General features: G+C 55.4%; 22 protein-coding genes and 3 pseudogenes. 10 read left to right on the forward strand and 15 right to left on the reverse strand.

The window, feature by feature from the left end:
- The 4 genes and pseudogenes from H7848_RS15350 to H7848_RS15365 form a co-directional block, all read right to left on the reverse strand.
- A pseudogene (locus H7848_RS15350) lies at window positions 1–414 on the reverse strand (hypothetical protein); the annotation flags it as partial.
- Window positions 415–512: 98 nt separating this feature from the next.
- The gene (locus H7848_RS15355; protein ID WP_208353193.1) at window positions 513–1,067 is read right to left on the reverse strand and encodes a type II toxin-antitoxin system RelB/DinJ family antitoxin; all 555 of its coding nucleotides are present in this window, start codon (window positions 1,065–1,067) and stop codon (window positions 513–515) included.
- A gap of 221 nt (window positions 1,068–1,288) precedes the next feature.
- Window positions 1,289–1,513, reverse strand: coding sequence for a hypothetical protein (locus tag H7848_RS15360; protein ID WP_208353195.1), 225 nt, complete (start codon window positions 1,511–1,513; stop codon window positions 1,289–1,291).
- 189 nt (window positions 1,514–1,702) lie between these two features.
- Window positions 1,703–2,863, reverse strand: a complete 1,161-nt coding sequence (locus H7848_RS15365; RefSeq protein ID WP_208353197.1) for a replication initiation protein — start codon at window positions 2,861–2,863, stop codon at window positions 1,703–1,705.
- A gap of 523 nt (window positions 2,864–3,386) precedes the next feature.
- Here H7848_RS15365 and H7848_RS15370 point away from each other — a divergent pair.
- From H7848_RS15370 to H7848_RS15380, 3 genes are all read left to right on the forward strand, one after another.
- Complete coding sequence (locus tag H7848_RS15370; protein WP_208353199.1) at window positions 3,387–4,772, forward strand: AAA family ATPase; 1,386 nt, start codon at window positions 3,387–3,389, stop codon at window positions 4,770–4,772.
- 3 nt (window positions 4,773–4,775) lie between these two features.
- Complete coding sequence (locus H7848_RS15375; RefSeq protein WP_208353201.1) at window positions 4,776–5,882, forward strand: ParB/RepB/Spo0J family partition protein; 1,107 nt, start codon at window positions 4,776–4,778, stop codon at window positions 5,880–5,882.
- Between the two features lie 144 nt (window positions 5,883–6,026).
- Window positions 6,027–6,326 (forward strand): hypothetical protein, encoded by a 300-nt coding sequence (locus H7848_RS15380; RefSeq protein WP_208353204.1) that lies wholly within the window; start codon window positions 6,027–6,029, stop codon window positions 6,324–6,326.
- 260 nt (window positions 6,327–6,586) lie between these two features.
- Here the strand turns inward: H7848_RS15380 and H7848_RS15385 are convergent, their stop codons facing one another.
- Both H7848_RS15385 and H7848_RS15390 read right to left on the reverse strand, forming a co-directional pair.
- Entirely contained in the window at window positions 6,587–7,603 is a 1,017-nt protein-coding gene (locus H7848_RS15385) for a nucleotidyltransferase family protein (RefSeq protein WP_208353206.1), read from the reverse strand.
- Window positions 7,604–7,711: 108 nt separating this feature from the next.
- A complete protein-coding gene (locus tag H7848_RS15390) occupies window positions 7,712–8,746 on the reverse strand; it encodes a tyrosine-type recombinase/integrase (protein WP_208353209.1) in 1,035 nt (344 codons plus the stop codon).
- A 66-nt stretch (window positions 8,747–8,812) separates the two neighbouring features.
- Between H7848_RS15390 and H7848_RS15395 the strand changes: the two genes are divergently transcribed.
- The 3 genes from H7848_RS15395 to H7848_RS15405 all read left to right on the forward strand — a co-directional run bounded on the left by H7848_RS15395 (window position 8,813) and on the right by H7848_RS15405 (window position 10,709).
- Entirely contained in the window at window positions 8,813–9,055 is a 243-nt protein-coding gene (locus H7848_RS15395; protein ID WP_208353211.1) for a type II toxin-antitoxin system Phd/YefM family antitoxin, read from the forward strand.
- The gene (locus tag H7848_RS15400; RefSeq protein ID WP_208353212.1) at window positions 9,055–9,456 is read left to right on the forward strand and encodes a type II toxin-antitoxin system VapC family toxin; all 402 of its coding nucleotides are present in this window, start codon (window positions 9,055–9,057) and stop codon (window positions 9,454–9,456) included. Before H7848_RS15395 ends, H7848_RS15400 begins: the two co-directional genes overlap by 1 nt.
- A 233-nt stretch (window positions 9,457–9,689) precedes the next feature.
- Window positions 9,690–10,709 carry a helix-turn-helix domain-containing protein gene (locus H7848_RS15405; RefSeq protein WP_208353213.1) on the forward strand — a complete coding sequence of 340 codons (1,020 nt, stop codon included), beginning with the start codon at window positions 9,690–9,692 and terminating at the stop codon, window positions 10,707–10,709.
- Between the two features lie 183 nt (window positions 10,710–10,892).
- Here H7848_RS15405 and H7848_RS15410 read toward each other — a convergent pair.
- Window positions 10,893–11,039, reverse strand: a pseudogene (locus H7848_RS15410) (IS5/IS1182 family transposase); the annotation flags it as partial.
- A 336-nt stretch (window positions 11,040–11,375) separates the two neighbouring features.
- A pseudogene (locus H7848_RS15415) lies at window positions 11,376–11,501 on the reverse strand (IS110 family transposase); the annotation flags it as partial.
- A gap of 207 nt (window positions 11,502–11,708) precedes the next feature.
- Here H7848_RS15415 and H7848_RS15420 point away from each other — a divergent pair.
- Window positions 11,709–12,254, forward strand: a complete 546-nt coding sequence (locus tag H7848_RS15420) for a P-loop nucleotide/nucleoside kinase family protein (protein ID WP_208353214.1) — start codon at window positions 11,709–11,711, stop codon at window positions 12,252–12,254.
- A gap of 496 nt (window positions 12,255–12,750) precedes the next feature.
- A complete protein-coding gene (locus H7848_RS15425; RefSeq protein ID WP_237072785.1) occupies window positions 12,751–13,386 on the forward strand; it encodes an ArdC family protein in 636 nt (211 codons plus the stop codon).
- 52 nt (window positions 13,387–13,438) lie between these two features.
- On the opposite strand, the gene H7848_RS15430 is transcribed toward H7848_RS15425, so the two are convergent.
- The 3 genes from H7848_RS15430 to H7848_RS15440 are packed head-to-tail and all read right to left on the reverse strand — an operon-like array spanning window position 13,439 to window position 16,616.
- Window positions 13,439–14,437: a tyrosine-type recombinase/integrase gene (locus H7848_RS15430; RefSeq protein WP_208353215.1), complete on the reverse strand. Its 999-nt coding sequence runs from the start codon at window positions 14,435–14,437 to the stop codon at window positions 13,439–13,441.
- A complete protein-coding gene (locus H7848_RS15435; RefSeq protein ID WP_208353217.1) occupies window positions 14,434–15,378 on the reverse strand; it encodes a tyrosine-type recombinase/integrase in 945 nt (314 codons plus the stop codon). The genes H7848_RS15430 and H7848_RS15435 overlap by 4 nt, the downstream gene beginning before the upstream one ends.
- The gene (locus H7848_RS15440) at window positions 15,375–16,616 is read right to left on the reverse strand and encodes a tyrosine-type recombinase/integrase (RefSeq protein WP_208353220.1); all 1,242 of its coding nucleotides are present in this window, start codon (window positions 16,614–16,616) and stop codon (window positions 15,375–15,377) included. Before H7848_RS15440 ends, H7848_RS15435 begins: the two co-directional genes overlap by 4 nt.
- 189 nt (window positions 16,617–16,805) lie before the next feature.
- Between H7848_RS15440 and H7848_RS15445 the strand changes: the two genes are divergently transcribed.
- Window positions 16,806–17,831 carry a serine hydrolase domain-containing protein gene (locus H7848_RS15445; protein ID WP_208353221.1) on the forward strand — a complete coding sequence of 342 codons (1,026 nt, stop codon included), beginning with the start codon at window positions 16,806–16,808 and terminating at the stop codon, window positions 17,829–17,831.
- Between the two features lie 555 nt (window positions 17,832–18,386).
- On the opposite strand, the gene H7848_RS15450 is transcribed toward H7848_RS15445, so the two are convergent.
- From H7848_RS15450 to H7848_RS15465, 4 genes are all read right to left on the reverse strand, one after another.
- Entirely contained in the window at window positions 18,387–18,941 is a 555-nt protein-coding gene (locus tag H7848_RS15450) for a PadR family transcriptional regulator (protein WP_208353223.1), read from the reverse strand.
- A gap of 113 nt (window positions 18,942–19,054) precedes the next feature.
- The gene (locus tag H7848_RS15455) at window positions 19,055–19,846 is read right to left on the reverse strand and encodes an alpha/beta fold hydrolase (RefSeq protein ID WP_208353224.1); all 792 of its coding nucleotides are present in this window, start codon (window positions 19,844–19,846) and stop codon (window positions 19,055–19,057) included.
- A gap of 27 nt (window positions 19,847–19,873) precedes the next feature.
- Window positions 19,874–20,281: a hypothetical protein gene (locus H7848_RS15460; RefSeq protein ID WP_208353226.1), complete on the reverse strand. Its 408-nt coding sequence runs from the start codon at window positions 20,279–20,281 to the stop codon at window positions 19,874–19,876.
- A 137-nt stretch (window positions 20,282–20,418) separates the two neighbouring features.
- On the reverse strand, window positions 20,419–21,609 hold the full coding sequence (locus H7848_RS15465) for an MFS transporter (protein WP_237072786.1): 1,191 nt from the start codon (window positions 21,607–21,609) through the stop codon (window positions 20,419–20,421).
- Window positions 21,610–21,706: 97 nt separating this feature from the next.
- Between H7848_RS15465 and H7848_RS15470 the strand changes: the two genes are divergently transcribed.
- Complete coding sequence (locus H7848_RS15470) at window positions 21,707–22,294, forward strand: YdeI/OmpD-associated family protein (RefSeq protein ID WP_208353231.1); 588 nt, start codon at window positions 21,707–21,709, stop codon at window positions 22,292–22,294.
- The last annotated feature ends 121 nt before the right edge of the window (window positions 22,295–22,415 follow it).

Consider the following 22,415-nt stretch of genomic DNA (forward strand, 5'->3'; position numbering starts at 1 on the left):
TGTCGAACACCATCCGCACGGCCCTTGCTCGTGTCTCAGGTGAATAGCGGTTCGCTCTGTTGTCTTTTCCCATGGCTCCAATCCTTCCTCGATTTGGAGCCTCCGGAAAACCCGGAGCGGTTCATTGCGCAGATTGAGCCGCACACCATCGCTGGTCTCTAGCTCGATCTTCCCATTGCGACTGATGTAGTCGATATGTGCGGCGACACGAACACTCTCTGTCCGCTGGTTCACCATAATCTGTTTGCCGTCCTTCCCAACCTTCGCAGGTTTCGTCACCTTCACCATCACTTCGGGTGCACTACGCACGACAACGCGCCAAGGTCGCCTTATCAGAGGCAGAAACAGCACCAGACGACGCCCGTCGGCCACCTGACTGCCTTTGGGCGTCTTTATCCCCATCATCGCGCCCACGCCTTTGTCCAACCGAAAAATACCTTGCAGCCTTCGACCGCACCGCACGTGGTTTCTTTGGTGTCCAGCAATCTTGGAACCCGATGGGCGTTTCAAAGTCACTCATCGTCCAAACCTCCGACCACTTGAAGGTCATATTGCCCGGCCGCGAATTGCCGTAGATCAGTACGCAAATCAGAAATGCCCTTCCGCAATGCAGCCAGCTCGTCACGGGTGGGCGTGTAGCTGTCACCAGTAAACACACCTCGGTTCATCAAAGCCGCCATTTGGTTTGTATTCGTCGCCATACCTTGAAGCTGACGAAACGACCGTTGGATAGCCCGCCTCTGTGATTTCACTGGCAGTGGCGCTCCACGAAATTTCGCCATCAGGATCGACGCCGCCCAGGTCGAAGCTGTCACCCGCTGCTCTTTCGCATCATCGGCCAAGTGCCCGGCCACATCGGAAGGTAGACGAACCGTTACCTTGTCTTGCCGCTTGACGGGCGCGGCTTCTGAAATGTTGTCCGAGACAACAACTCCTTCCGTGACCTGATCAATCATCAATCGCAGAAAATCAGACGGCGACAGACCGTTTTCCGCTGCAACAGTCTCGAACCGAGCTTTTGCTGCTCTGGAAATACGCGCTCTGACGACTTCTGATTTCTCTGTCATAATTAATATTGTGCTACATTGCTGGCGCTAAGCCTATCCTGCCATAGCTCTATAATCAACTTCAAAGTTGCCCCGGACAACATTGTTCCTTTATTCACGGATTCCATGACAGACCCGCAAACGTAAAATTTTCCTTTACTTTATTAAGGCTCATTGCTCCAAGGCGAGCTAATTGGTACGATCATTGCCATTACTAACGGCGAAAGAAAGTTATCCCGTGCCTATCTCGCGCGCTTGATGTCACCATGCTTCATATGTCGTTGTTCACGTCTCAACCGGCCAATCAGAAACTTACGCTGACGACTTGGAGACCATCCCTTGATTTCCATCTTACGGAAAAGGGCAATCTCAGCTGGAGTCATTGGGTTCGCCTCAATTTCCTGGGTCGCAAAAGCGTGACGCAAGCGTTTCGATTGCACATCGCCGAACCGATCTTTTGCTACCATTTCCGATCTCCATAAAATGATCACTATAGACGCTACCGCAAACTGCGGCCTGTAGGTTTTACAAGCCTGTAAAAGCCTTCCATAAACCCGCATGTCTATACGTATCTATCATGCCTGTTTTAGAGAGAGCCTACAATAAAAGCCGATCAGTCAGATGGGGCAGTATTCAGCTTTGCCTGAATATCCTTTTCAGTCAGCAACACCATCAAACGCACCCGGCACCAGATCATCCCAGAACGCACGAATAGCAGTGGCATTCAGGGCCGACATCCACCCGTGGCGCTCAAAATCCTGGCGGTGCGCGTCGTCATCAAGCCCGCTTAGAAACAGCCGCTTGTCCGCATCCCGTTGCGTGGGCGTGCGCGCCACCACAAGGTCCTGCACGACCTTCAGCTGCGCCGCTCGGCCCTTCAGCACCGGTGCCTCGAAATCATCGCGCAGGGCGGCGGTCAGATACTTCACCGGAAAGCGCACACCATCCTGCCCGGCCATGTAATCCAGCTTGGCCTGCACATGCCCTTCCCCGTGTTCCGCAATCCACTGCCGCGCCAAGCGGTCGCTGACCCCCAGTTCGCGCAGACGGCCGTAAACCGGCCCCTTGCGCAGCCCCTCGCCATCGTCCAGATCCAATATCCCAAGCTGCGGGTTTTCCCGGATCAGAAACCTTATGTCGCTGACCGCCCTGCCCCGCTTGCGGATCTCGGGCGTCAGGATAATATTCGACGTCCTGTTCACCTCGGCCACGGCAGGCTTGATGATCTTGGCGTTCAGGTGTTTGTAGGTTTCATAATAAGCACTGTCCGCCACCCCCATCAGGCGCCGAAATAAATTCAGATCCCACCACCCCGTGCTGCCCGTGCGCACAAAGCGATAGCAGTTTTCATAAAGCGCCAGTGCGTGACCGCTGGTGAACCGCCGCTGGATGTTCAGATTGATCAGCGCGAAAACCTTGGGGTCATTCAGTTTGTCCGCCAGCGCGGGGGAATAGGCATATTCGCAAATACCCCCCTTCAGCTTGGCATAGGATAACAGGCTGCTGACCCCCCATTCCTGCTGGCCCTTTTCGTCCAACATGTCCCATTCCGCCACCGTTTCCGCCAGCCCGCGCAGCGACGCCTTCAGCGTTTCCATATCGTTCGAATTATAGCCGATCATCATGCACAATGTGCGCGCATCGATCACATGGGTCGCCTGGCTGGTCAGCGTGTCATAGGCGTTCAGCAACAGCACATTCGACAGCTTGCGCTGCAGCAGTGTCAGCTTGCCCGACACATGAATCGCCGCCACATGCTTTTTCACAGCACTGCGACGCAAGGCCCCGGTCAAGGTTGTCCGATCTATATCCTGCATCTGTCCGCTCGGGTTTTTATTGTTATGCATCGCACTATGCCCCGAAAGGCACCCAAAAACAAGTCCCGCTCAGGTTCCTGTCACAGGGGCGATTTTGGCCCTGTAAACGGGTTCCCTTGGGTTCACCGCGACCCAGAAAGGTACCAATTTGCAGGATAGAAGCGTTGGGGGCGGACTCATGAGATTCAAGAAAACCGTTGAAAATCAACATGTCCCGGATTCTGGCGCCTTTTGGCACGCGAATCGGCACCTTTCAGCCTGTATTCAGGTCCCCTTGCCCCCGTATCCAGGTCCCTTTCGACCTGTATCGTGGCACCCTTATACAGATAAACTATTGATAATAAATGGTATTATGCCCTGAAAGTCCTTAAAGAGAGTCAAAATATACTTATACTTTTATAGGGGTTCGGGTGTTTCTTTCATTTGATTTATGATGATTTGGCGTTGAGCGATTCACAGATGGCAAATCATGTGCCATAAATGGTTTCAGGTTTTATCTTTTGTCACACATCAACGGGGTCACATGACATCTTCAGACCGGTCTCACTTGCCACCCTATTTCAATATCAGTCCCGCCAAAGCCGCCGAGCGGCTGACCGAGGGAATCGATACCGGCCGTTTTGCTAAGGCCGCCGCCTTTGGCGCAAAGGGCCGCGAAGATCTGGCCAAGCGCGGGTATGCGCCCGACGGCCAGAAACGTCTGCGCCGTTTTTCCACGTGGGAGGTCTGCAAATATCTGATCCCCGTGGCCCCCGCCCATTTCCGCCGTGTGCTGAAAGCGAATCCCGACCTGCCCCAGGGCGAAGGCGAAGGCGGCACAAAATGGTTTAGGCTCGATGACATCATCGCACTGCGCGAACATTTCGCCGCGGAAGGTGCCGCAAACAAGGAATACAAAAGTTGGCGCCCCGAAGGCTTGCCCGCCAAAGTCGTGGCCATTGCCAATTTCAAAGGCGGCGTCGGCAAGACCTCAACCTGCGCCCATCTGGCCATGTCAGCGGCGCTGGATGGCTATAAAGTGCTAGTCGTCGATCTGGACAGTCAGGGGTCGTTAACGTCGATCATGGGTGGTCAGGTCGAAGACGAATGGCAAACTGCTTTCCCGCTGATGGCGAAGGATTTCGCGCGCCATATGCAATCGGAAAACACCATCCGCGAGGCCCGCGGTGAAGCCCCCCTGCCCTTCGACGAAACCCTATCCGAGGCGCTAGAGGTTTCGCCGCGAAACCTGATTCAGAAAACCCACTGGCCGAATATTGACCTGATCGGAGCGCAGCTGAACCTTTATTGGGCCGAATTTCAGGTGCCAGTCTGGCGTCTGCAAAGCCGGTCCTGGCCGCTGTGGGATGCGCTGACAAACGCCCTGGAAAGCGAAGAGATCCTCAACGACTATGACATCGTCCTGCTCGATACGCCCCCTGCCCTGGGCTATCTGACCATCAACGCGCTGGCCGCAGCTGATATACTGATCGTCCCCCTTGGCGCCAGCTTTCTGGAATTCGACTCAACGGGTCGATTTTTCGATATGCTCTATTCGACTTTTGCCTCGATCGAAGATGGTGAAAACCGGGCGCGCCGCCGCGATGGCCTGCCTGAAATGCGGTTTGAATGGGATGCCGTGCGCGCCCTGATCACCCGGTTTGACGCAGCACAGCAGACTGATCTGGCCAACGTAATCCAGGCCTATTTCGGGGATTTCATGGCCACCTATCGGCAGGATATGACCGCCCTGGTCGGTCAGGCGGCCGAGCAGGTGAATGGCATCTATGAAGCGGACCACAGGCTGTTCAATCGCGACACCTATGTCCGCGGTCGTGAAACTTTTGACCGCACCTGGGCCGAGATCAAGGAAGTCATTTTGGGCGCCTGGTGGCGTGATCTGCAGATGCAATCGGACGAGGAGGTATAAGTCATGGCCAAGCGCAGAAGACTGTCTGCCCCCAGTGCGGAAGACCTGAGCAAAATCGAAGAAGAGTTTCGCCGCGAAACCTCGGAAAACGGTCGGCGCGGGATGGCCCCGATCGCGCAGGTGGCTGCTGATACGGCGCAGGAACTGACGGTGACTGACCCCAATCTGCGCGCGGCGCAGGCCCGCGATGCGGCTGATGCTGAACGTTTGCGCGAGGCTGAAAAGCAGGGTCTGATCCTGCTGGATTTGCCCCTGGATGACGTGCTGGCCGACGCCATGGTCCGGGACCGCAGTGTGCTGGACAAGGGCGCCATGGACGAACTGCAGGCCTCGATCGCGCTGAACGGTCAACGCTTGCCAATAGAGGTCTATGAAATGGCGAATCAGGCCGATGGCGAGCCGCGCTATGGCGTCTTGTCGGGCTATCGTCGCCTGAGGGCTTTGCAGAACCTGCGAGCGCAGTATGGCGCTGGTCCGTTCGACACCGTCCGGGCGATCCTGCGGGACCCGAAAGAGCAGCGCCACCGCTTTGCCGCGATGGTCGAGGAAAACGAAATACGCCAGTCGCTGAGCCATTACGAACGCGGTCGCATCGCTGTGATCGCCGCACAGCAGGGCGCTTTTGCAAATACGGAAGAGGCCGTGAACGCGATGTTCCCGGTGGCCTCGAAAGCCAAGCGATCCAAGATCAGATCCTTTGCGCTGATCTTTGAGGAGCTCGGCGATCTACTGAATTTCCCTGAAAATCTGCGCGAAAAAGACGGGCTGAAAGTGGCGGCCGCTTTGCGGGACGGGGCCGAGGAAAAGCTGCGCGCGGCGCTGGAAACGGGGCAGGGCACCGATGCTGCGTCAGAACTGGCCTTGCTGGAGGCGGTTCTGGATGATTACGCGGATGTCCCGCGGCCATCGTCCCGCGGTGGTCGACCCAAGGTGAAGGTGCCACAGCAGGGCTGGCAGGGTCAGAATACGCTGCGTCTTTCCAATGGGATCATATTGCGCAAAGGGCAGGATTCACAAGGCTATGTGATCCATCTGTCCGGTGATCTGCTGACACCGGATCTGATGGAAAGCCTGATGGATCAGATCCGCTATATGCTTGAAAAGCCATAGGTTTCGCCGCGAAACCCTTCTTATGCCGCTTTTGAAATCGTCTTCATTTTGTCAAACGATAGACGCAAAAATATACATTTTATTTGTAGTTATAATAAGTGTTAGTAATTAACATCTGAAGGTTGAGGAAAATCCATATTTAAAGTGAATGCTAGATTTATTACCGCTATATTTATTGCTTTTTCAATCCCTGCTAATGCGCAGTCAGGAACATTCACGGAACCGTACATTGGATGTTTGACTAAAGATCATTTGAGCCAACTTTATCGGGCAATTCATTCGGGAGATAAAAGGTTATGTTATAGTATGATGGGCAAAACTTGCGTGATTGTTCAAGGTTATGATTTTTCAATATTAGATCGTGGTTTGCTTAACTCTAAAGTCAGGGTTTATGTAGGTGAAAACACAGTTGACCTTGTCGTTCCTTTAGAAGCTGTTCGTTGAAATTAGACTAATCCTCCTACCCATAGAATGCTTCAAATTGCTTAATCAATCTGCTTAAGTGTAGTTTCCAAATACTCAAATTGGCATACTAGAATGTGCCGCTTTAGCGATCAGGCCATCGTGAGGGAAAGCATGCTTCAGGGCAGGGACGTTGTGCCGGATCATATCAAGGGAACACCCATTGATGCGGTGCGTTTTGACAAGACGCCGCAACGTCGGTGGGAAGTATCATTTGAGTGCCAGTCGCCCAATCCTTACGGCTAAAGCTCCGATAGAAGCGCCAGCGTTTCAGGTATTCGTTTCAGGGTGTTATCCAGCCGCATGGCCCATTTCGGGCCGGTGTTGCGGGCTGTGATGTAGGCATCGCGCAGCTCATCTGGGCGGTCTTCGGCCAAGGCGCGGATCAGGAAGGCGGCTTGGGCACGGTCCTTGACGGCTTTGATCCGGTCGGGTTCATCCCGGCGTCGATCCGCGACGATCAGCTTATGGATGGCAAAGCGTTCGGGCTGCGGCACCTGGACCAGCACGCCGCTGCGATACAACACGGCGGCCTGGATCGGGTCCTGGATCAGATAGTTCAGATGGTGCAGTGACTGCGCATCCACACCAAGGGCGGCGAGGGGGCGCAGGCCCTCATCTTCGTCAAAAGACGGGGTCAGGAATTCGACCATCAGATCATTGCGCGTCTGCTTCCAGCGCCAGACGTGATCGCGTTTCAGACTGGGCACAGGGTCGAAGGCGAAGTGCTTGAAAACGTCCTGAAGGGGAGGGGAGACAGTGTCTTCCAACGCCAGGGACAGACGTTCAAAACTGGCGATGTCGACGTCGCCGGTTTGGGCGGTGTCGTCGAAACTGTAGCGCAGCCCAAGGTCGCCTTCGTACAGGCGAAAGGCATGGGTGCCGATGATGGTGCCGCCCAAGCGAAAGACCCCGGATTTGGCCATGGCGGACAACAGACTGCCGGTGGTGGCATCGGTGCTGAGGAAGCCCTCGGCGCGCAGAATGCGGATCAGGCGTGTGCGGTGGGCCTGGCGATCGGCCGTCTGGTCGCGCAGTTTGGTCAGGTCAGAGAGGCGCTGCGCCAGTTCTGGGGTATCTTCACCAATGTAGGATTTGCGGACGTCATTGCCGACGCGGAAGGTGTCGTACCAATAGGTCTTGTCGCCGCGTTTGACCTTGGTCGGCGTGCCGCGGATCTGTGCGGCCTCTTCGTCTTTCAGGGACCGCAGCAAGTCGTGATAGGCGGCGTGGGCGACGGTGGAATGGCGTTGGATCATGCGTGTTCAACGGTGATTATTTTTGTTGAACATAAGGTAATGTTCTACAAAAAGCAAATGTGTTGAACATGGGCCATTTGGATCGACCGAAAAACAGTCTGCAACCCCTCATTCCAGTAAATCCGTCGCAGGGTTATCAGATAGCTCTACGTCGTCGTAATACTGCATGGCTTGGGCAACGGACCGGTGCAGGGACAATCGCATGGCCGCCTGAATGGGCGCGCCGTCCAATGCGGCCTGCGTCAGAAAGCCGGACCGCAGGCCATGGGGACTGGCGTAATCGGGGGGATAGCCCGCCAAGGTCAGGCGGTGGCGCAGGATCTGGCGGATCGCATCGGGGCTCAGGGCGCGGGGCAGGGGGCGGTCGGATTTCGATATGGGGCGGAACAGCGGGCCATCGGTGATATTGGCTGTTTCGATCCAGTGGATCAGGGCCTGAGCCGCCTTGCCTTTGATCAGCAGTTTCGGGGTCTGACCGCGGGCGGTGGTTTTGGTCTCGGACAGGTGCAGCCAGATCAGGGTTTTGTCTTTCTCGTCCGGTTTGACGTCGCTGCGGTGCAGGGCTGTCAGCTCGGACCGTCTGCGCCCGCCGCTGGCAAAGCCCAGCATTAAGATGGCGCGATCACGGATACCGCGCAGGGAATTGTCACAGGTCTCTAACAGCTTCAACAAAACCTCGCGTGTGATGGGTTTTCGTGACTTTGGCTGACGCGGACGGGCGGCCGCTTTGCGGGCCTTCGCGCGGGCTTGTCGGATCAACGGAGCGTTAAACGGCGAGGCCAGGTTGCGCATGCGGTGGAAGGCGCGCCAGGAGGCGATGCGCCGGTCCAGTGTTGATGGGGCAGGGCAGACCAGTGTACGGCGCAATCCGGCGGCGATCAGAGCGTCGGCCGTATCACGGGCCGGCCCCGTTGTGTCAGAGAGCGCGACAGAGTGATCAAGGATGAACCGCAGCGCGACCGGTTCGGTTTCAGGCCATGTGAGAGGGGTGTCAAAGGCGGCACGCTTCCAGGCGGTGATATAGGCCAGATCGCGTTCCCAGGCGCGCAATGTGTTTTCGGGTGTGCCGCGACGGTAGAGATCATCGAGCATCTCAAGGTCAGCTGTGGATGGACTGTGTAAGGGCAGGGTCGGGAGTGTCATTGTGGGTCCCTTGTAAATCGCTTTCGTTTATAGTATCTAGCTCGATAGCTAGACAGGAGTAAGGCTGTGTGGACGTTACAAGATGCCAAGAACAAATTCAGTGCGGTGGTGGATGCGGCCCTGACGGGTCGTCCGCAAGAAGTGACGCGCCGCGGCAAGCTGGCAGTCGTGGTGGTGTCTGCGACTGAATACAAGCGGCTTGTGGCGGAGGAAACCGCACACCGCGAGAGCTTCGCAGAACACCTGATGGCCTTTCCCGGCACAGAGATTGGCCGGGCTGATGTCAAGCCGCGCGACGTCTCGTTCTGATGTTCATTCTTGATACGAATGTGATTTCCGCGGTGCGTCGTTTGGACCGTGTGCCAAAGGTTGCGGCCTGGCTGACGGAGCAGAGTGAGGCTGAGTTGTACATCAGTGTAATCACGCTTGGTGAGATTGAGCGCGGGATTTGTCAGCAAGAGGCAAAAGATCCTGTGTTTGCTGCGGACTTGCGGGTTTGGCTTGATCGCACGATGCGGGTTTTTTCGGATCGTTTGATTGCGTTTGAGGCTGAGGACGCGCGTATTTGGGGGCAGTTGAGTCAGCGCATTGGTCATTCCGGCGCTGATCTGATGATTGCCGCCACAGCCTTGCGATGTGATGCGACCGTCGTGACAGGCAATGTTGATGACTTTGCGCCAACTGGGGCGCCGATCAAGAACCCCTTTTGAGATTGGAGTAGGGACAGTTTCAACGCTGTTCATTGGGTCAATCTGCGCGAATTTTGAGTGAAGCTCAAGAGTCATGATAACTGTACCTTATCACGTATAATATTAATTTTATAAAGAGTCTTTGGTAGTCAGCAAAATCCTGATATTCTGCGCACATGGTCGATAAGCCTCTAGAAAAAATATCAAAAGAAAACGAAGCGATAGATCTGGCAGGGCCCTATGATGCGGAGCCAATGGCCGAGCGGGATTTATGGTTTCTACCGGCCCCGGTTGAGGAGGCAGCCTGGGACATGCCGGGCCCGTGGGTCGACCGGCGCTCTCTGGTGGACCCCGACGCCTGGCGGCGCGCGGAACGAGCACAGGGCCGAGCCCTAGTCGCGGCCGCCACTGCGGTGGCCAGGTTGGATGAGCGGCTGCGTCAAGGGGCGTGGCAGGGTGCTTTGGATCGGCTGGCGCTCGAGGAGGCTTCGGCCCTGACCTGGACCCATGGCGTCGGGATCAGCGCCGACAAGCTGGCGCTTTATGATTTGCTGCGTCTGACCTTTGCGGCGGATCACCAAAGGGCCCTGCCGCTGGCGCATTGGGCTCATCGCCGCCTGTCGGGTGTTCTGACCCCGCGCGAGGGTCTTGCAGCCTTTCTGGGACGGCATCCGGTGAAGGACCCCGCACCGGAGATGCTGGCGCTGATGGGCCGCGCTGTCGGGGAGTATTTTGATCTAGCAGCCGAGGAGTGGCTGTCGGGGTTAGATGTGGATCTGCACCCGATCAGTCGCGGGGCGTTAGCCGCGCAGAGCTGGCAGCTTTTGGACCTGTCTGTGGAAGGTGCAGCGATCGAAGGGTCCGTGGCGGCGGCTCGGATTGGGGCTGAGGGATTAAACTTCTTACCGTTTCTGCCCATCGGTCTAGGGGCACAGCGAGTGCGGCCTTCCGCCGGTGTATCCAACTGTTTGACGCAGTGGTATGCCTCTGTGGAAACTGGCGCGTTGCAGGCACTGATGATGCTGGACCAGTTGCAACACTGGCAGGCGCGGGCACATCAGGTGACGCGCGGACTTAAAGGGCGAACGCCCGGACGGTTGATCGAAGCGCTATTGTGCAAACCTGCCGTTTCGGTCGCCATGCTGAGCGAGATGGCCGATGTGTCCCGCGCCGCCGCCTTGCGCAATCTGACATGGTTTGAGGACCACGGTCTTACACGCGAAATAACAGGGCAAGGCCGGTTCCGGTTGTGGCGCGCTGACGTCGCTGCTTGAGATGCGTTTACCAAGTCTTCCTGAATAGGGGTCTACTGTGGGAGGGAGCAGGATCGTACGTCAGTGCAAGCAGCCGTTCGTATACGACGCGGCGAAGGTCTTAAAAGAGCCGATTCTGTGGAAAAATAACGTGTTGCGGGCGCAGAAAGTGGCGTTTTGAACGATGTGCGAGCGCCTTTCTTCTCAGGCTTTTCGCGTTTGCTGCGATGCAGGAAAGATCTTGGCCAGTTTCCGGAGGTTCTGGGCGGTGGCGGCGAGGAGGAATTCGTCGTTTGCGCCGCATGGACTGGACCTGTCGCGTTTTTGTGCCGCCCCAAGTGCTCGTTTAAGCCACTTTCCTTTCGAAAGCGACAGGGCTTTTCCACCCCAATGCTGAGTGCCGTCGCCGCGGATTGTAGAAGCCATGTGTGGATGCCCCTTTCAATGCAAGTGGTTTTCACAGAGCTTTGGAACAAGTGATCAGGTGCAGTCGTGTGTCCGGCCTGTTTTGCAGCTTTCGCACGCTGCTGGCCCGTATGGTGTCCGTGGATTGGGTCCAAATCGTTGATGCGAGCACGTGGCTCCAGGCTTCTATCTGGTTTTCCCAACCCCGTCTTATGACCGTTGTCCCTTACTCTGCTTCGCCCGTCTCACATTGCCGGTTTATTCCAACGTATAGCGCGCAGTTTATGCAGCCAGCGGTGGAATTCGATAATTCTCTTTCGTTGTTGTTAACGCCCAAACAGTACGGGCAAGCTTGTTCGCCAGTGCAGTTGCCACCAGCATACGCGGTTTGCGCGCCAGCATCTTGGCCCAACTGGACCGAACGTGCATATTTGGGCGTCTTGAAGAACAATAGCGGAACATGAAGTTTAGCCGCCGTTCACTGCGTCGTGCACGAACTGGTAAGATGCGGACGACGCTGCCGTTGTCCGACTCCTTTTGGATGACCGCTTTCCGGTCGCAAGCTACGGCTTCTATGCTTAGCATGGAGAAAATCGTGCTTAGGAATTGAGACGCATGCTGCCGCCGTCAATTATCCATATCAACAGCTATCCCGGTGTCGGTAAACTCACGATTGGTCGCCGGATTGCCTCGGAACTGGGGGCCAAACTCTTGGACAATCATTCGATCTACAACGTCGCTTTCGCGCTGACCGAGTTCAAGTCCGAGCCATTTTACCGTGCCGTGAGAGATGTCCGATCCACCGCATACAGGATAGTGATGAATCTTTCCCCAGACGTTCCGGTCATTCTTACGAATGCCCATGCAAAGGATTCGACTTGGGGGAATGAGTGCTGGAACGAAGCTATTGAGCTAGCACGAAATACTAATCGCCAACACGTGGTGATCCTGTTGGATTGCGCGCGAGACGAAAATGCGAGGCGCATTCAATCCGTTGACCGCGACGCTATGCGCAAGCCACGTGATCCGACGATGTTCCGACTGGGAGAGGTCGATCGCGCTCTTATTGATCGTGGGGCCGATAGACTGCTTCGGATGGACGTGACCAACATGTCCGCGAACGACGCAGCTGCGTCGATCTTGGCATGGTTGCGAAATTAATAGCCGCCATTCGTGCAAACTGCAGCATCAGTTACATTGGGCTCTCTTTCCTCTTACGCCGCGTCTAACCCGAACGACCGGTTTCCATGCTCGGTGAAACATGATCCTGTGATCCCGGCTGTGTGCCGGTCTCGCTTTGAGCGATAGACAGGGCAGGGGATCGACGGGCTGACGCCCGTTCACCCCCGCCCTGACAGTTTCCAACTCCTGTTGATCCGCCTGCCATCCTGTCAGGTCCGAGAAAACCGGCAAGCGCCGCCTTTGGCGTCGGTTCCGGTCGAGAATTCCGGTTCCTCCCACGCGCAGGCGCGCGGTTCCCTCCCAAATTCGCGCCCTTCACCCGGTTGTCACGGCCCCGCCAGGCCGCAGGACGGGCTTTGCCCTTACCTGCTCTGCCCTTTGGAATGCATGGGCATTCCAAAGATCAGAACAGGAAGGCCCGCCCATTGGCGGAAAGGGAAAGAAACCCGGACCGCGCATGCGAGGAGGGTCACAAATGACCAAAGAGAAATTCGACGTTTATTCCCATGTTACCAATCAGATTGTCGCGCAGATCGAGGCGGGAACGCCGCCTTGGCGCAAGCCGTGGACCGGCGGCGGGGTATCGGTCAGCTTGCCGGAACGGTTCAACGGCGAAGCCTATCGGGGCATCAATATCCTGATGCTTTGGGCCACAGCTATGGCCAAGGACTACAGCTCAGCCCGCTGGATGACGTTTAACCAAGCGAGGCAACTGGGGGGCCATGTCCGCAAGGGCGAGAAATCCGCCACTGTTGTGAAATACGGAACCGTCGAGCGTGAGGACGAGAACGACGAAGAGCGACAAATCCCCTATGCCAAGGCTTACCGGGTGTTCAACGTCGACCAGATCGAAGGCCTGCCCGCCGAGTTCTACATCCTGCCCGACCCGCCCCGTGATTTGGGCACCGTGGCCGACCCCACGTTGGAAGCATTCTTTGCAGCAAGTGGCGCGCAGATCGACAGCACCGAAGAGCCGCGCGCCTACTACAACGTCAAGACCGACCGCATCCACATGCCGCCGATTGGCACGTTTCACCGTATGGCCGGATACTACGGGACAATGGCGCATGAGCTGACTCATAATGCCGATCTTCGGATTATGCCGCGCTGATCTTCACCACCTGTTGCTCAGTGGGAAGTTCAGCGCGACAAGTCGGCATAATTCAGAGCGCTTCTAGGAATGCCAAAAGTTCGTCACCCGGCCGATATCGTCCGATCGTCTGACCAACTGGCTTTGTCAGAGCCATCGCCCGTTCTTTCAATTCGATATCGGCGTGGATGTAGACCTGTGTCGTCTCAATCGATTCATGGCCCAGCCAGAGCGCGATGATTGTTCGATCTACGCCACTTTGCAAAAGCTGCATGGCAGCGGTGTGGCGCAAAACATGGGGCGTGACGCGCTTCAATCTGAACGTCGAACAGTTCGAGGCTGCGGTGGCCGCATGCTTCCGAACGAGCCGTTCAACTGCATCTCGGCTCAAGGGCTTACCGCGGATCGTCGCGAACAAGGGATCGTTGGGCTCAGCGCCAATTTGGTAAAGCCAAGCCCGCAATGCTTCCCGGCTGTCTGCGCGGAGAGGCGTTGCGCGTTCCTTTCGGCCTTTGCCCATGCATCTGAGATGTGCTCCGGTTCCGAGCTCGACATCGCCGACGCGCAAGCCGATCAGTTCCGATACACGCAGGCCAGTTTGGAGCATTGTAAGGAGCAGAACTCGATCGCGCCGACCGAACCAGGTCGATTGGTCCGGCGCCTTCAGCAACGACTCCATTTCGTTACGGGTTAGGAAGTCCACGACACGTTTTTCGTGCCGCTTGGATGGCATCGCCAGCACCTTCTGGCAATGATGCAGCAAATGAGGTTCACAACCCGCAACGTATTTGAAGAACGAACGGATGGCCGCAAGACGGGTGTTCCGGCTTCGCGCGCTGTTACCGCGTTCATCTTCACAGAACGTCAAGAACCGACCGACAATATCGGCATCGATATGAGCGACATGCAGATCAGTTGGTGGTAGCTTAGTCTCTGCTGCCGCGTATTTCAGCAAAAGCCTGAAGGTGTCGCGATAGCTGGCAATCGTATTCGGGCTGGCCTGCATCTGGGTCAACAGCCGCTCGGTGAAGAATCGCTGCACGTAGACAGGCAAGGGATAGGTTGCGATCATGATGCGCCCTCCAAAACCCGCTGCTCGGCACGCGCTGCAGCGAGCTGCATCAGCTCGGGCACTGCCTCGATATACCAGAATGTGTGCTTTGGCTCAGAATGGCCGAGATAAGTGCTGAGCTTGTACATTTCGGCTTCGATGTCCCGGCTATCCCGGAACCAGTCCAGAATGGTATGAACAGCAAATGTGTGCCGCAAATCATGGATGCGTGGTCCATGACCGTGCCTGTTGAAGGCTTGCGGAGAGCGAATGCCAAGGTTTTTGCTCACTTGTGCGAAGTTGTACCGAGCCGCGCAGTCCTTCGCATGTTGGCCATCTTCCTGGATGAAGAACCGCGACGAGTCTTGCGTAACCAGCCGATCCCGTTTTCTGGCGTATTCGACCAGCCGATGGGCTGTGTCTTCGTTGATGGGAAGCTGCCGATCTTTGCCATTTTTTGTATTTCTTAGTGTGAGAAGGGCACAATCAAGATCGACGTCATCCCTTTCTAAAGACAACGCTTCGTTCACCCGCATGCCCGTCACTGCGATCAGACCAAACAGAGTCTGCCAAATTGCGGCTCGGAGACCATAAGGTGACGGTAGCCGCCCAGCCTCTGCAACAATTTCCGCAATCTGGATCGGCGCGTAAATGAACGGCACCCGTCTTCGATAGCGCCCAGTGACAAGCTGGCTGGACGGGATCTCGGTCTGATCGTCGTGTTCTGCAAGCCAGAAGGCAAACCTGCGGACCATACCAAGGCGATGAGACCATGTGTTGTTGTCCGCTCTGCCGTAGTTTACCTTCCAATCGAGGAACAAAGGCGTCGAGATGCAATGGAACCCGTTCTCATCGCCAAACGTGGTGAACTTGCGCAAAACGCGCTCATCAAATGAGAGATCGAACCCCATTGAACGTCGAAGGGCGAGGTATTCGTCCAGTCGTTGAGTAAGTGTCTTCATTGTGCGTCTCCTATGACCGGCCAGGACCGTGAGATGGAGCGCAAGGCATCCACATCATGTTGCGCGTAAATCGTCGTTGTCAGCGGGGAACGGTGACGCAAAACGTCGCCGATCTCGGCCAGTGATGCTCCCTTTCGCAGCATATCAGTCGCGAGGCTGTGCCTGAGAATGTGGCTACCGACATAGGCTTGTGGAGGACTGATACCGGTTGCGTCATAGGCGTCGCGCAATATCCAGCGCAGGATTTGGGCATCCTTGAACCGCTTGAATGGCGGTTTCACCGAGACAAACAGGGCACGGTCCGGGCCTCGACGCTCATTCTTGATGTAATCGACAATCGCTTCGCCGACCTCAGCCGACATTGGCATCCGATCATGCAACTGCTTTTTCCCATGGATCAGGATTTCACCGGCGCGCCAATCGATGTCGTCGAGCTCGATGGCCGTCACTTCGGGGGCCCTAAGACCAAGCCGCGCAATCAGCATCAACATCGCATAGTTGCGCCGACCGGTTTTCTTGTGATCGCGCACCACCTCAATGAGGCGGTTTACTTGCTCTGGCTCCAGATATCGTGGAATGCCTGTCGGCTTTGGCTGTTTTGCCTTCGGCACGGCACTGCTTAGATTGCGGTCGGTTTTGCCGCTCCAGAACAGGAACTGGAAGAGATTGCGAAGATGTGATGGGCCGGTCTTGTCGCGAGGCGCGTTTTGCGCCTCCCGCAGGCGGAGAATGAAGCCCGAGATGTCGTCGGGCTTGATGCTATTCAAATCACCCAGATCGGGACCAAACTTCGCGGTCAGGAACCGGTCGTAAAACCGCAGACAGTGATAGATGGTGTCTTGGGACAGACCACGTTGGACATGGAGGTAGGTTTCGTATTCCCGTTTCAGAACTGCCCTTGGCGACATGTCGAGCGGCGGCATAGGACGCGCAGGGGCAGACGCGTTTTCGATCAGATAGTCCCTGAACCGATTTAGTCGGTACAGGCAGTGCTTCTTGTCCTTCGCCGACGCAGCCTTAACGATCGGGGCCGCAAGCTTGTCCATGATTTCATCTGTAAGGTCAGCAGGGCTGAGCTTGAGAGACAACAGCGCTCCCCAGAGCGCCGTAGCATTTGACTTGTATTTCGCAATGGAGCCTTTGCTATACCCTTCGTCTTCGATGCGTTCGCCAAAGAGCTTCGCATGATTGATCAGGTTTGGCAGAGGTTGGTCTGCGCGAGATGGCTTCGTTTTCATAAGCATTTCCTTCAGTTGATTGAAGGTTGTGCTTATGCCAGATCAGCGAAGCAGACGCTCACTGGGCCAGAGTTGACCGACACAGTCGGGACGAAGCGGACGTTCGCACCGGCGATTTGAACGTCCGCTCAGGCTTGCATGGGGTCAGACAGTACATCACTATCAATTGTGAATAGTTGGAGAAAATAAATGAAAGTCAATGCTCTCGTAATGTCAGCCTCCCTATTGGCCGGCCCCTTGCTCGCGGAGGTGCCAGCCCGTGAAGCTCTAGCAGGCGCTCTCGCGCGCGACCTTCCGGTTGTCGTTGCGTCACGCAGTAGCGCCGGAGACATAGACGTCGAAAGCGCAATCGAAATCGCCGCTCACGGCGCTGACGAAATCGTCGATATCGGTTCGATAACAAAGACAGTAACAGCGGTGGCCATTCTCCATCTTATCGAAAATCAAGGTGTGACGCTTGAAACAACTATGGCAGAGCTTCTGCCCAACGTCCCTCAGGACAAGGCACAGATCACGTTGCATGAGCTTTTGACGCACACGTCTGGTATCGTGGAGTCCACGGGCGACGACGGCGAAGCGCTCTCTCGCTCGGAATTCCTCGAACGCGTGTTTGATGCCCCGTTGGATGCCGCTCCTGGCACGCTCCATTCCTACTCGAATGCAGGCTACTCCATTTTGGCGGCAATCATAGAAGTCCAGAGCGGTCAGGAGTATGAAGACTATCTAATTGACCGCGTTTTTCCGGAAGGTTCCTCTGCCATTGGCTACGCACGGGCCTATGATGCCGAACGAGCGATTACCAGCGAGAGAACGTGGCTCACCGGTTTTCAACGCCGTGGTGTCGCAGATGCAAGTTGGAGATCTTCTGAGCCGGGTTGGAATTTGATCGGCAATGGCGGCCTTGTGAGTACGGCTGAAGGTTTCCTGGCATTCTGGGCCGCGTTTCTGAACGGCGACATCGTTGATGCGGCCCTAGTAGCAGAAGCAACCACGCCGCATGTCGACGAGGGTTCCGGAGATACATTCTATGGGTACGGGATAGTCATTGAACCTCTCAATGACGGAACAGAAATGCTCTGGCACGATGGCGGCAATGACATTTTCTCTGCGGAGTGGCGTCACCTAACCGGATTAGACGTCACCTTCTTTTCAGCGGGACGTGGCGAAGCGGCTTTCGAAGCGATGTCTATGATCCTGACCAGCGCTGAGAATTGAAGAAAGTCTTGGTTGATCACCAGTCTCTGAGATTAGAGCCAGGAGAGCAGACGTTCGCGCACCGTGCAGCCTCGGTCAGTGAGGCCTTACAACTAACCTTGGCTGCAAGGCGTGCACACAGCGGCGGGGTAGGACGAAGCCGACCGTTGATCGAGTATCTCAAATGTCCGCTCTATGACTAGGAACCCATGACGAGGATTAAATTTGACCAATCATTAGAGATTTAAATAGCGACGCCTATTGCTGAGTATCGAGACAAGTACGTTATGTGCAATAAGGTACCGATTAAAATAAGTGCTAGTCTCTCGGTATCCGAAACACTTCCCATTTGATACCACGCTGTTCACCGCATTTCGTACAGCGCGTGCGCGTCAAAAGATCATTGAGAGAAGTGTTTCGGCCGTAGCGCTTTCTGAGGTTGGCTGGATACAACTCGCCGGAGTGTTTGCAGTTAGCACAAGTCAGCTTGATTTCGTGCCAACTTTGCAGGTCACAAAGTGAAAGATCATCACGGGCTGTGTACTCGGGTTGAAGGATATGTCGAGGCATCTACGTTTATCGCTCTATCGCCGGCTCTCGGCTGACTTCACATATCCATGCTAGTTCAGCCTTCATCAGTGATATTGTCAGGGCGATCGTCTTGGCTCCGACTGCTGCACGCGGGCTATTCAAGGTCTGGACATAGATGAGGCTTTGTTCTTCTTTTTCCAATTCTTTTATTAGATAGTCTTTGCGTGCTTTGAACATCCGGGCGCGTGTTTCTGCATCGGTATCAATGGACAGCCCAACCCATGTCGAGAATGGTTGAGGAATTCGGGATTGTGCCCAGGACGGTTTACTGAGCGTTTCTTGAAGAGCGCCGCGTCCATCTTCGGTCACGCGGTAGACTGTTTTGCCGCGTGCATCTGGTTGGTTCTTTTTTTTAGCAGGTTCGATCAGTCCGTTCTCTGCAAGTTTCTTGAGCGCGTAGTAAACTTGGGCTTTTGACACACTGGCCCAGTCCTGCACCTCCTGACGTTCGTATTCCTGACCGACCTCATAGCCGTGCATCTCTTTTTCCAGCAAAAGGCTGATCACGACGGCGTCAGCGTTCGTAAGTGAGATCGTCACGACTCAGGTCCTATTCATTGTGCTTTCATGTTGCATAAGGGGAGGCGCGTACCAAAACAATGACTTGGAGGTATAAGCAGCGGCGATGATCACCGCCGCTGCTCTGCATGGGGCTATTGCATCAAGATATTGGCAACGTCTTCAGGCTGTTCGAGCATCGCAAGGTGGCTACCTTCAAACTCAACCGCCTCAATGAACGGTACGCTCTGCGCGAATTGGTAAAACGGTTCAAACGGAGTGTTCTCCCAACGGAACAGAACATAGCGTGTGCGGACTTGGGGAGGTTGAGCCGGCACCGTTGCAGCCTCAAAATAGGTCCGCCATGGCTGTGGTGTAAGACGTGGCAAGATCGTTTCAGCGAAGGCTGCATCAGTGACGCCCAACATCTCCAGTGGGATTGGCGGAATTACTTGATCGTTGTCGCGATTTGCCCCGTAAAGTTGCTCACCCACTGGGCCGAAGATATCGACAATCGACTGGCCGGGCTGCGGCACAAAGGCATCCAAATAGGTAAGATCAGCAATGCGGTCGCCCATCTCCGCAATCACACCGGTGGCGACCATGCCACCATAACTCCAGCCTACGAGATGAACATTTCTAAGATCGTTTGAATCAATGTAGGCGGTGATGTCGGTGATATGCGTGCTGAGATCCGCGCTGTCTTGCATGACGTGCGCGCGGTTACTGAGGCCCGTTAATGTGGGTGCGTGCACCTCATGACCTGCCGCGCGCAGGATCACTGCGACATCATTCCAAACCCATCCGCCGAACCACGACCCGTGGATTAGCACAAAGGTTTTGCCGGTTCCGTGGCCGTCTGCGGCCGCCGGGATCGCTGCAAGACCGATTAGGGCTGTTGCGCCTGCTGCAGCGCCGATCAAGCCGCGTCTTGAGAGTAGTGTCATAGTTTGTCCTTCATGTTGTTAGGAGTTTCAGTGTTGATTTGTTTGCCGTCTGCGCAAGGCGATCTCACCTTTCGCGACAAACCTTTTGATCTCTTTCCAAGACCAAATTTTACCAGCCGCGCCCCAGTTGTCGCATCCGATCTCGTTGATAATGCACCAGACATTGAGCGGATTCATCTCAACGTGATCCATGTTGCCACACGCCAAGACGCTCTTCGTGGATTGCTCGATCAGAGCCTCTTTCGCTGCTCGATCCAACGCACTGGCCGGTATGAGATAAGACACCCGCACGAGGGCGTCCGCAGTTCTTTGTCCGCCAAGAAACATTGCCTCGACGGGCAGTAGTGAAACCTCTGCCCGCGTTATTTTCAGTGCTGTTTCTGTGTCCGCCGCCACGCCTTGAGCCTCAAGCAAATGGCCGGTCAACTCAGTCACTAGCGCGTCAACGGACGTTGGACTTAGTACATCCTTCTGAAATTTGAGCTCAATCAATGGCATGTCGTGCTACGGTTCCTTCATGTATCTGGAGGTAGGTAATAGGTTCGCGCCTACGCGAACGTTCCAAGGAAATTTCATGTGGCCGCATGTGCGCGCGCTCTGGTGGTTGAGGACGGGATGGCGAGCGCGATAATCAAGGCAAGGCCAAGAAAAGCTGCGCCTACAACGAATGGGACAGCCATGCCTAGCCCATATGTCGCACCGCCAATCAATGGGCCTATAATCCGACCAAGGGCACCAAGAGCCTGATACAGTCCAAGCACCTTGCCCTGTGCGGCATCGGGAGTTTCGATCGCTACCAAGGCGGTGCCGACAGGCAAAGCCAAACCGTATCCGACCGAGAAAAAACCGATCATAAGCAATTCAGCCGGAACGAACATATCCGCTGGAACGAATGGCATTGCGCACATCGTGACCGCCATCAGACTGAGACCAGCTTTTAACAACGAAGCTTGTGAGACCTTCGCTGATATCTTGCCAATGAGGCCTTGTACGACGGCCATGACAACCCCAATCAACCCAAAGGCGTAGCCGACCTGCGCGGGTGTCAGACCGAAGCGGTCCACCCACAGCAATGCGCTGACGACGGTAAGGATCGCAAATCCCACGATGAACACGAAGTAAACTGCGAAAAGCCTTTTTAGCGTTCCCGACGCTTTAACGACCTCGAAACCATTGAGGTGCGCGGGTTGCTCAGTCCCTTGCGCTTGTTTCGCCCCGATCGTTTCTGGCAATCGGATTGCGGCCAAAACAAAGTTCAACCAACAAAGGCTCGCCACGAAAAATCCAACAGCAGCGGTGCCGAACTGATCTGTAATAAACCCGCCAAGGGGCGGTCCGAACACAAACCCCATCCCAAGCGCTGCTCCGATCATACCAAACGCCTTAACGCGGTCCTTTGGTGGTGTGATGTCACTGAGATAGGCCTGTGCGACAGCGAGGTTCGCCGCGCCAATACCAGCGATCACGCGCGAGGCAACCAATAGGGCAAGGCTTTCGACAAACCCGAACAGCAGATAGGCCCCACCATTCAGCGCGATGGTCGCAAGCAAAATCGGCCTGCGCCCGAACTTATCTGACAGGGAACCAAGGATGGGGCTGAACAAAAACTGCATCGCACTGTAAGACGCAACAATAATGCCAACGAGCATTGCAGTCGCCCCAATGTTGCGCGCAAATTCGGGCAGCAGAGGGATTATGATTCCGTAACCTAGCAAGTCGATAAAGACCGTCAGGAACAAAATAGATTTTGCCTTAGAGTGCATGATTTACTTCTTTCACATCTATAGTCTTAATTAGACTAAGGTAGTTAGTCTAATTAAGACTATAGTCTAGGGCAGATTTGGAAAAAGTGAGGCACAGATGGTCAAGGGCATCCCAACAGAACGGTTTGAACAGGTAGAAGTCACTTCAAAACAAGCACTTCGAGCATGGTTGGAAGACAATCACGCGCAGTCCGAGAATGTCTGGCTGGTCACCTTCAAGAAGCAGGTGCCAAACAAATACGTCTCAGTCGATGAGATCCTAGATGAAGTGGTCGCTTTTGGTTGGGTCGACGGAATCCGGCGCAAATTGAACAATAACCGCACCATGCAAATTATCGGGCCGCGCCGCACTCAGGCTTGGGCGCAAAGCTACAAGGATCGCGCGCAACGCTTGATCGCAGAAGACCAGATGACCGATGCAGGCTTGCGATCAATAGAAGAGGCCAAAGCCAAAGGGCTTTGGGACTACTGGGCAGATGTGGATGCGCTGATTGTGCCCGATGATTTGCAAACTGCATTCGCAGAAAACCCACTGGCGCGAGCGAACTTCGACGCCAGTGCCCCCTCCTATCGGCGAAACCTCCTGCGATGGGTGAAACTCGCGAAAACACCACCGACACGGTCCAAGCGGATCGGTCAAATCGTCGAGTTCGCAAGAAAAGATGAGAAGATACCGCAGATGTAACCAGGAGGCCTTGGCGGTATATCTGATCCCTGAACACCTCAGGTCAATCTGTTTGGTTATATTCTACCTGTTGAAAACCAGACATTCGCTACCGGTGCAGCATCAGTCGTTTTGGGCTCTG

Source organism: Pseudaestuariivita rosea, assembly GCF_017592335.1.
Taxonomy (GTDB): Bacteria; Pseudomonadota; Alphaproteobacteria; order Rhodobacterales; family Rhodobacteraceae; genus Parasulfitobacter; species Parasulfitobacter rosea.

Excerpts from the sequence above, each read along its gene's own strand:
- H7848_RS15355 (WP_208353193.1), bottom strand. The coding sequence starts at position 1,067 with ATGACAGAGAAATCAGAAGTCGTCAGAGCGCGTATTTCCAGAGCAGCA.
- H7848_RS15360 (WP_208353195.1), bottom strand. The coding sequence starts at position 1,513 with ATGGTAGCAAAAGATCGGTTCGGCGATGTGCAATCGAAACGCTTGCGT.
- H7848_RS15365 (WP_208353197.1), bottom strand. The coding sequence starts at position 2,863 with ATGCAGGATATAGATCGGACAACCTTGACCGGGGCCTTGCGTCGCAGT.
- H7848_RS15370 (WP_208353199.1), top strand. The coding sequence starts at position 3,387 with ATGACATCTTCAGACCGGTCTCACTTGCCACCCTATTTCAATATCAGT.
- H7848_RS15375 (WP_208353201.1), top strand. The coding sequence starts at position 4,776 with ATGGCCAAGCGCAGAAGACTGTCTGCCCCCAGTGCGGAAGACCTGAGC.
- H7848_RS15385 (WP_208353206.1), bottom strand. The coding sequence starts at position 7,603 with ATGATCCAACGCCATTCCACCGTCGCCCACGCCGCCTATCACGACTTG.
- H7848_RS15390 (WP_208353209.1), bottom strand. The coding sequence starts at position 8,746 with ATGACACTCCCGACCCTGCCCTTACACAGTCCATCCACAGCTGACCTT.
- H7848_RS15400 (WP_208353212.1), top strand. The coding sequence starts at position 9,055 with ATGTTCATTCTTGATACGAATGTGATTTCCGCGGTGCGTCGTTTGGAC.
- H7848_RS15405 (WP_208353213.1), top strand. The coding sequence starts at position 9,690 with ATGGCCGAGCGGGATTTATGGTTTCTACCGGCCCCGGTTGAGGAGGCA.
- H7848_RS15420 (WP_208353214.1), top strand. The coding sequence starts at position 11,709 with ATGCTGCCGCCGTCAATTATCCATATCAACAGCTATCCCGGTGTCGGT.
- H7848_RS15425 (WP_237072785.1), top strand. The coding sequence starts at position 12,751 with ATGACCAAAGAGAAATTCGACGTTTATTCCCATGTTACCAATCAGATT.
- H7848_RS15430 (WP_208353215.1), bottom strand. The coding sequence starts at position 14,437 with ATGATCGCAACCTATCCCTTGCCTGTCTACGTGCAGCGATTCTTCACC.
- H7848_RS15435 (WP_208353217.1), bottom strand. The coding sequence starts at position 15,378 with ATGAAGACACTTACTCAACGACTGGACGAATACCTCGCCCTTCGACGT.
- H7848_RS15440 (WP_208353220.1), bottom strand. The coding sequence starts at position 16,616 with ATGAAAACGAAGCCATCTCGCGCAGACCAACCTCTGCCAAACCTGATC.
- H7848_RS15445 (WP_208353221.1), top strand. The coding sequence starts at position 16,806 with ATGAAAGTCAATGCTCTCGTAATGTCAGCCTCCCTATTGGCCGGCCCC.
- H7848_RS15455 (WP_208353224.1), bottom strand. The coding sequence starts at position 19,846 with ATGACACTACTCTCAAGACGCGGCTTGATCGGCGCTGCAGCAGGCGCA.
- H7848_RS15465 (WP_237072786.1), bottom strand. The coding sequence starts at position 21,609 with ATGCACTCTAAGGCAAAATCTATTTTGTTCCTGACGGTCTTTATCGAC.
- H7848_RS15470 (WP_208353231.1), top strand. The coding sequence starts at position 21,707 with ATGGTCAAGGGCATCCCAACAGAACGGTTTGAACAGGTAGAAGTCACT.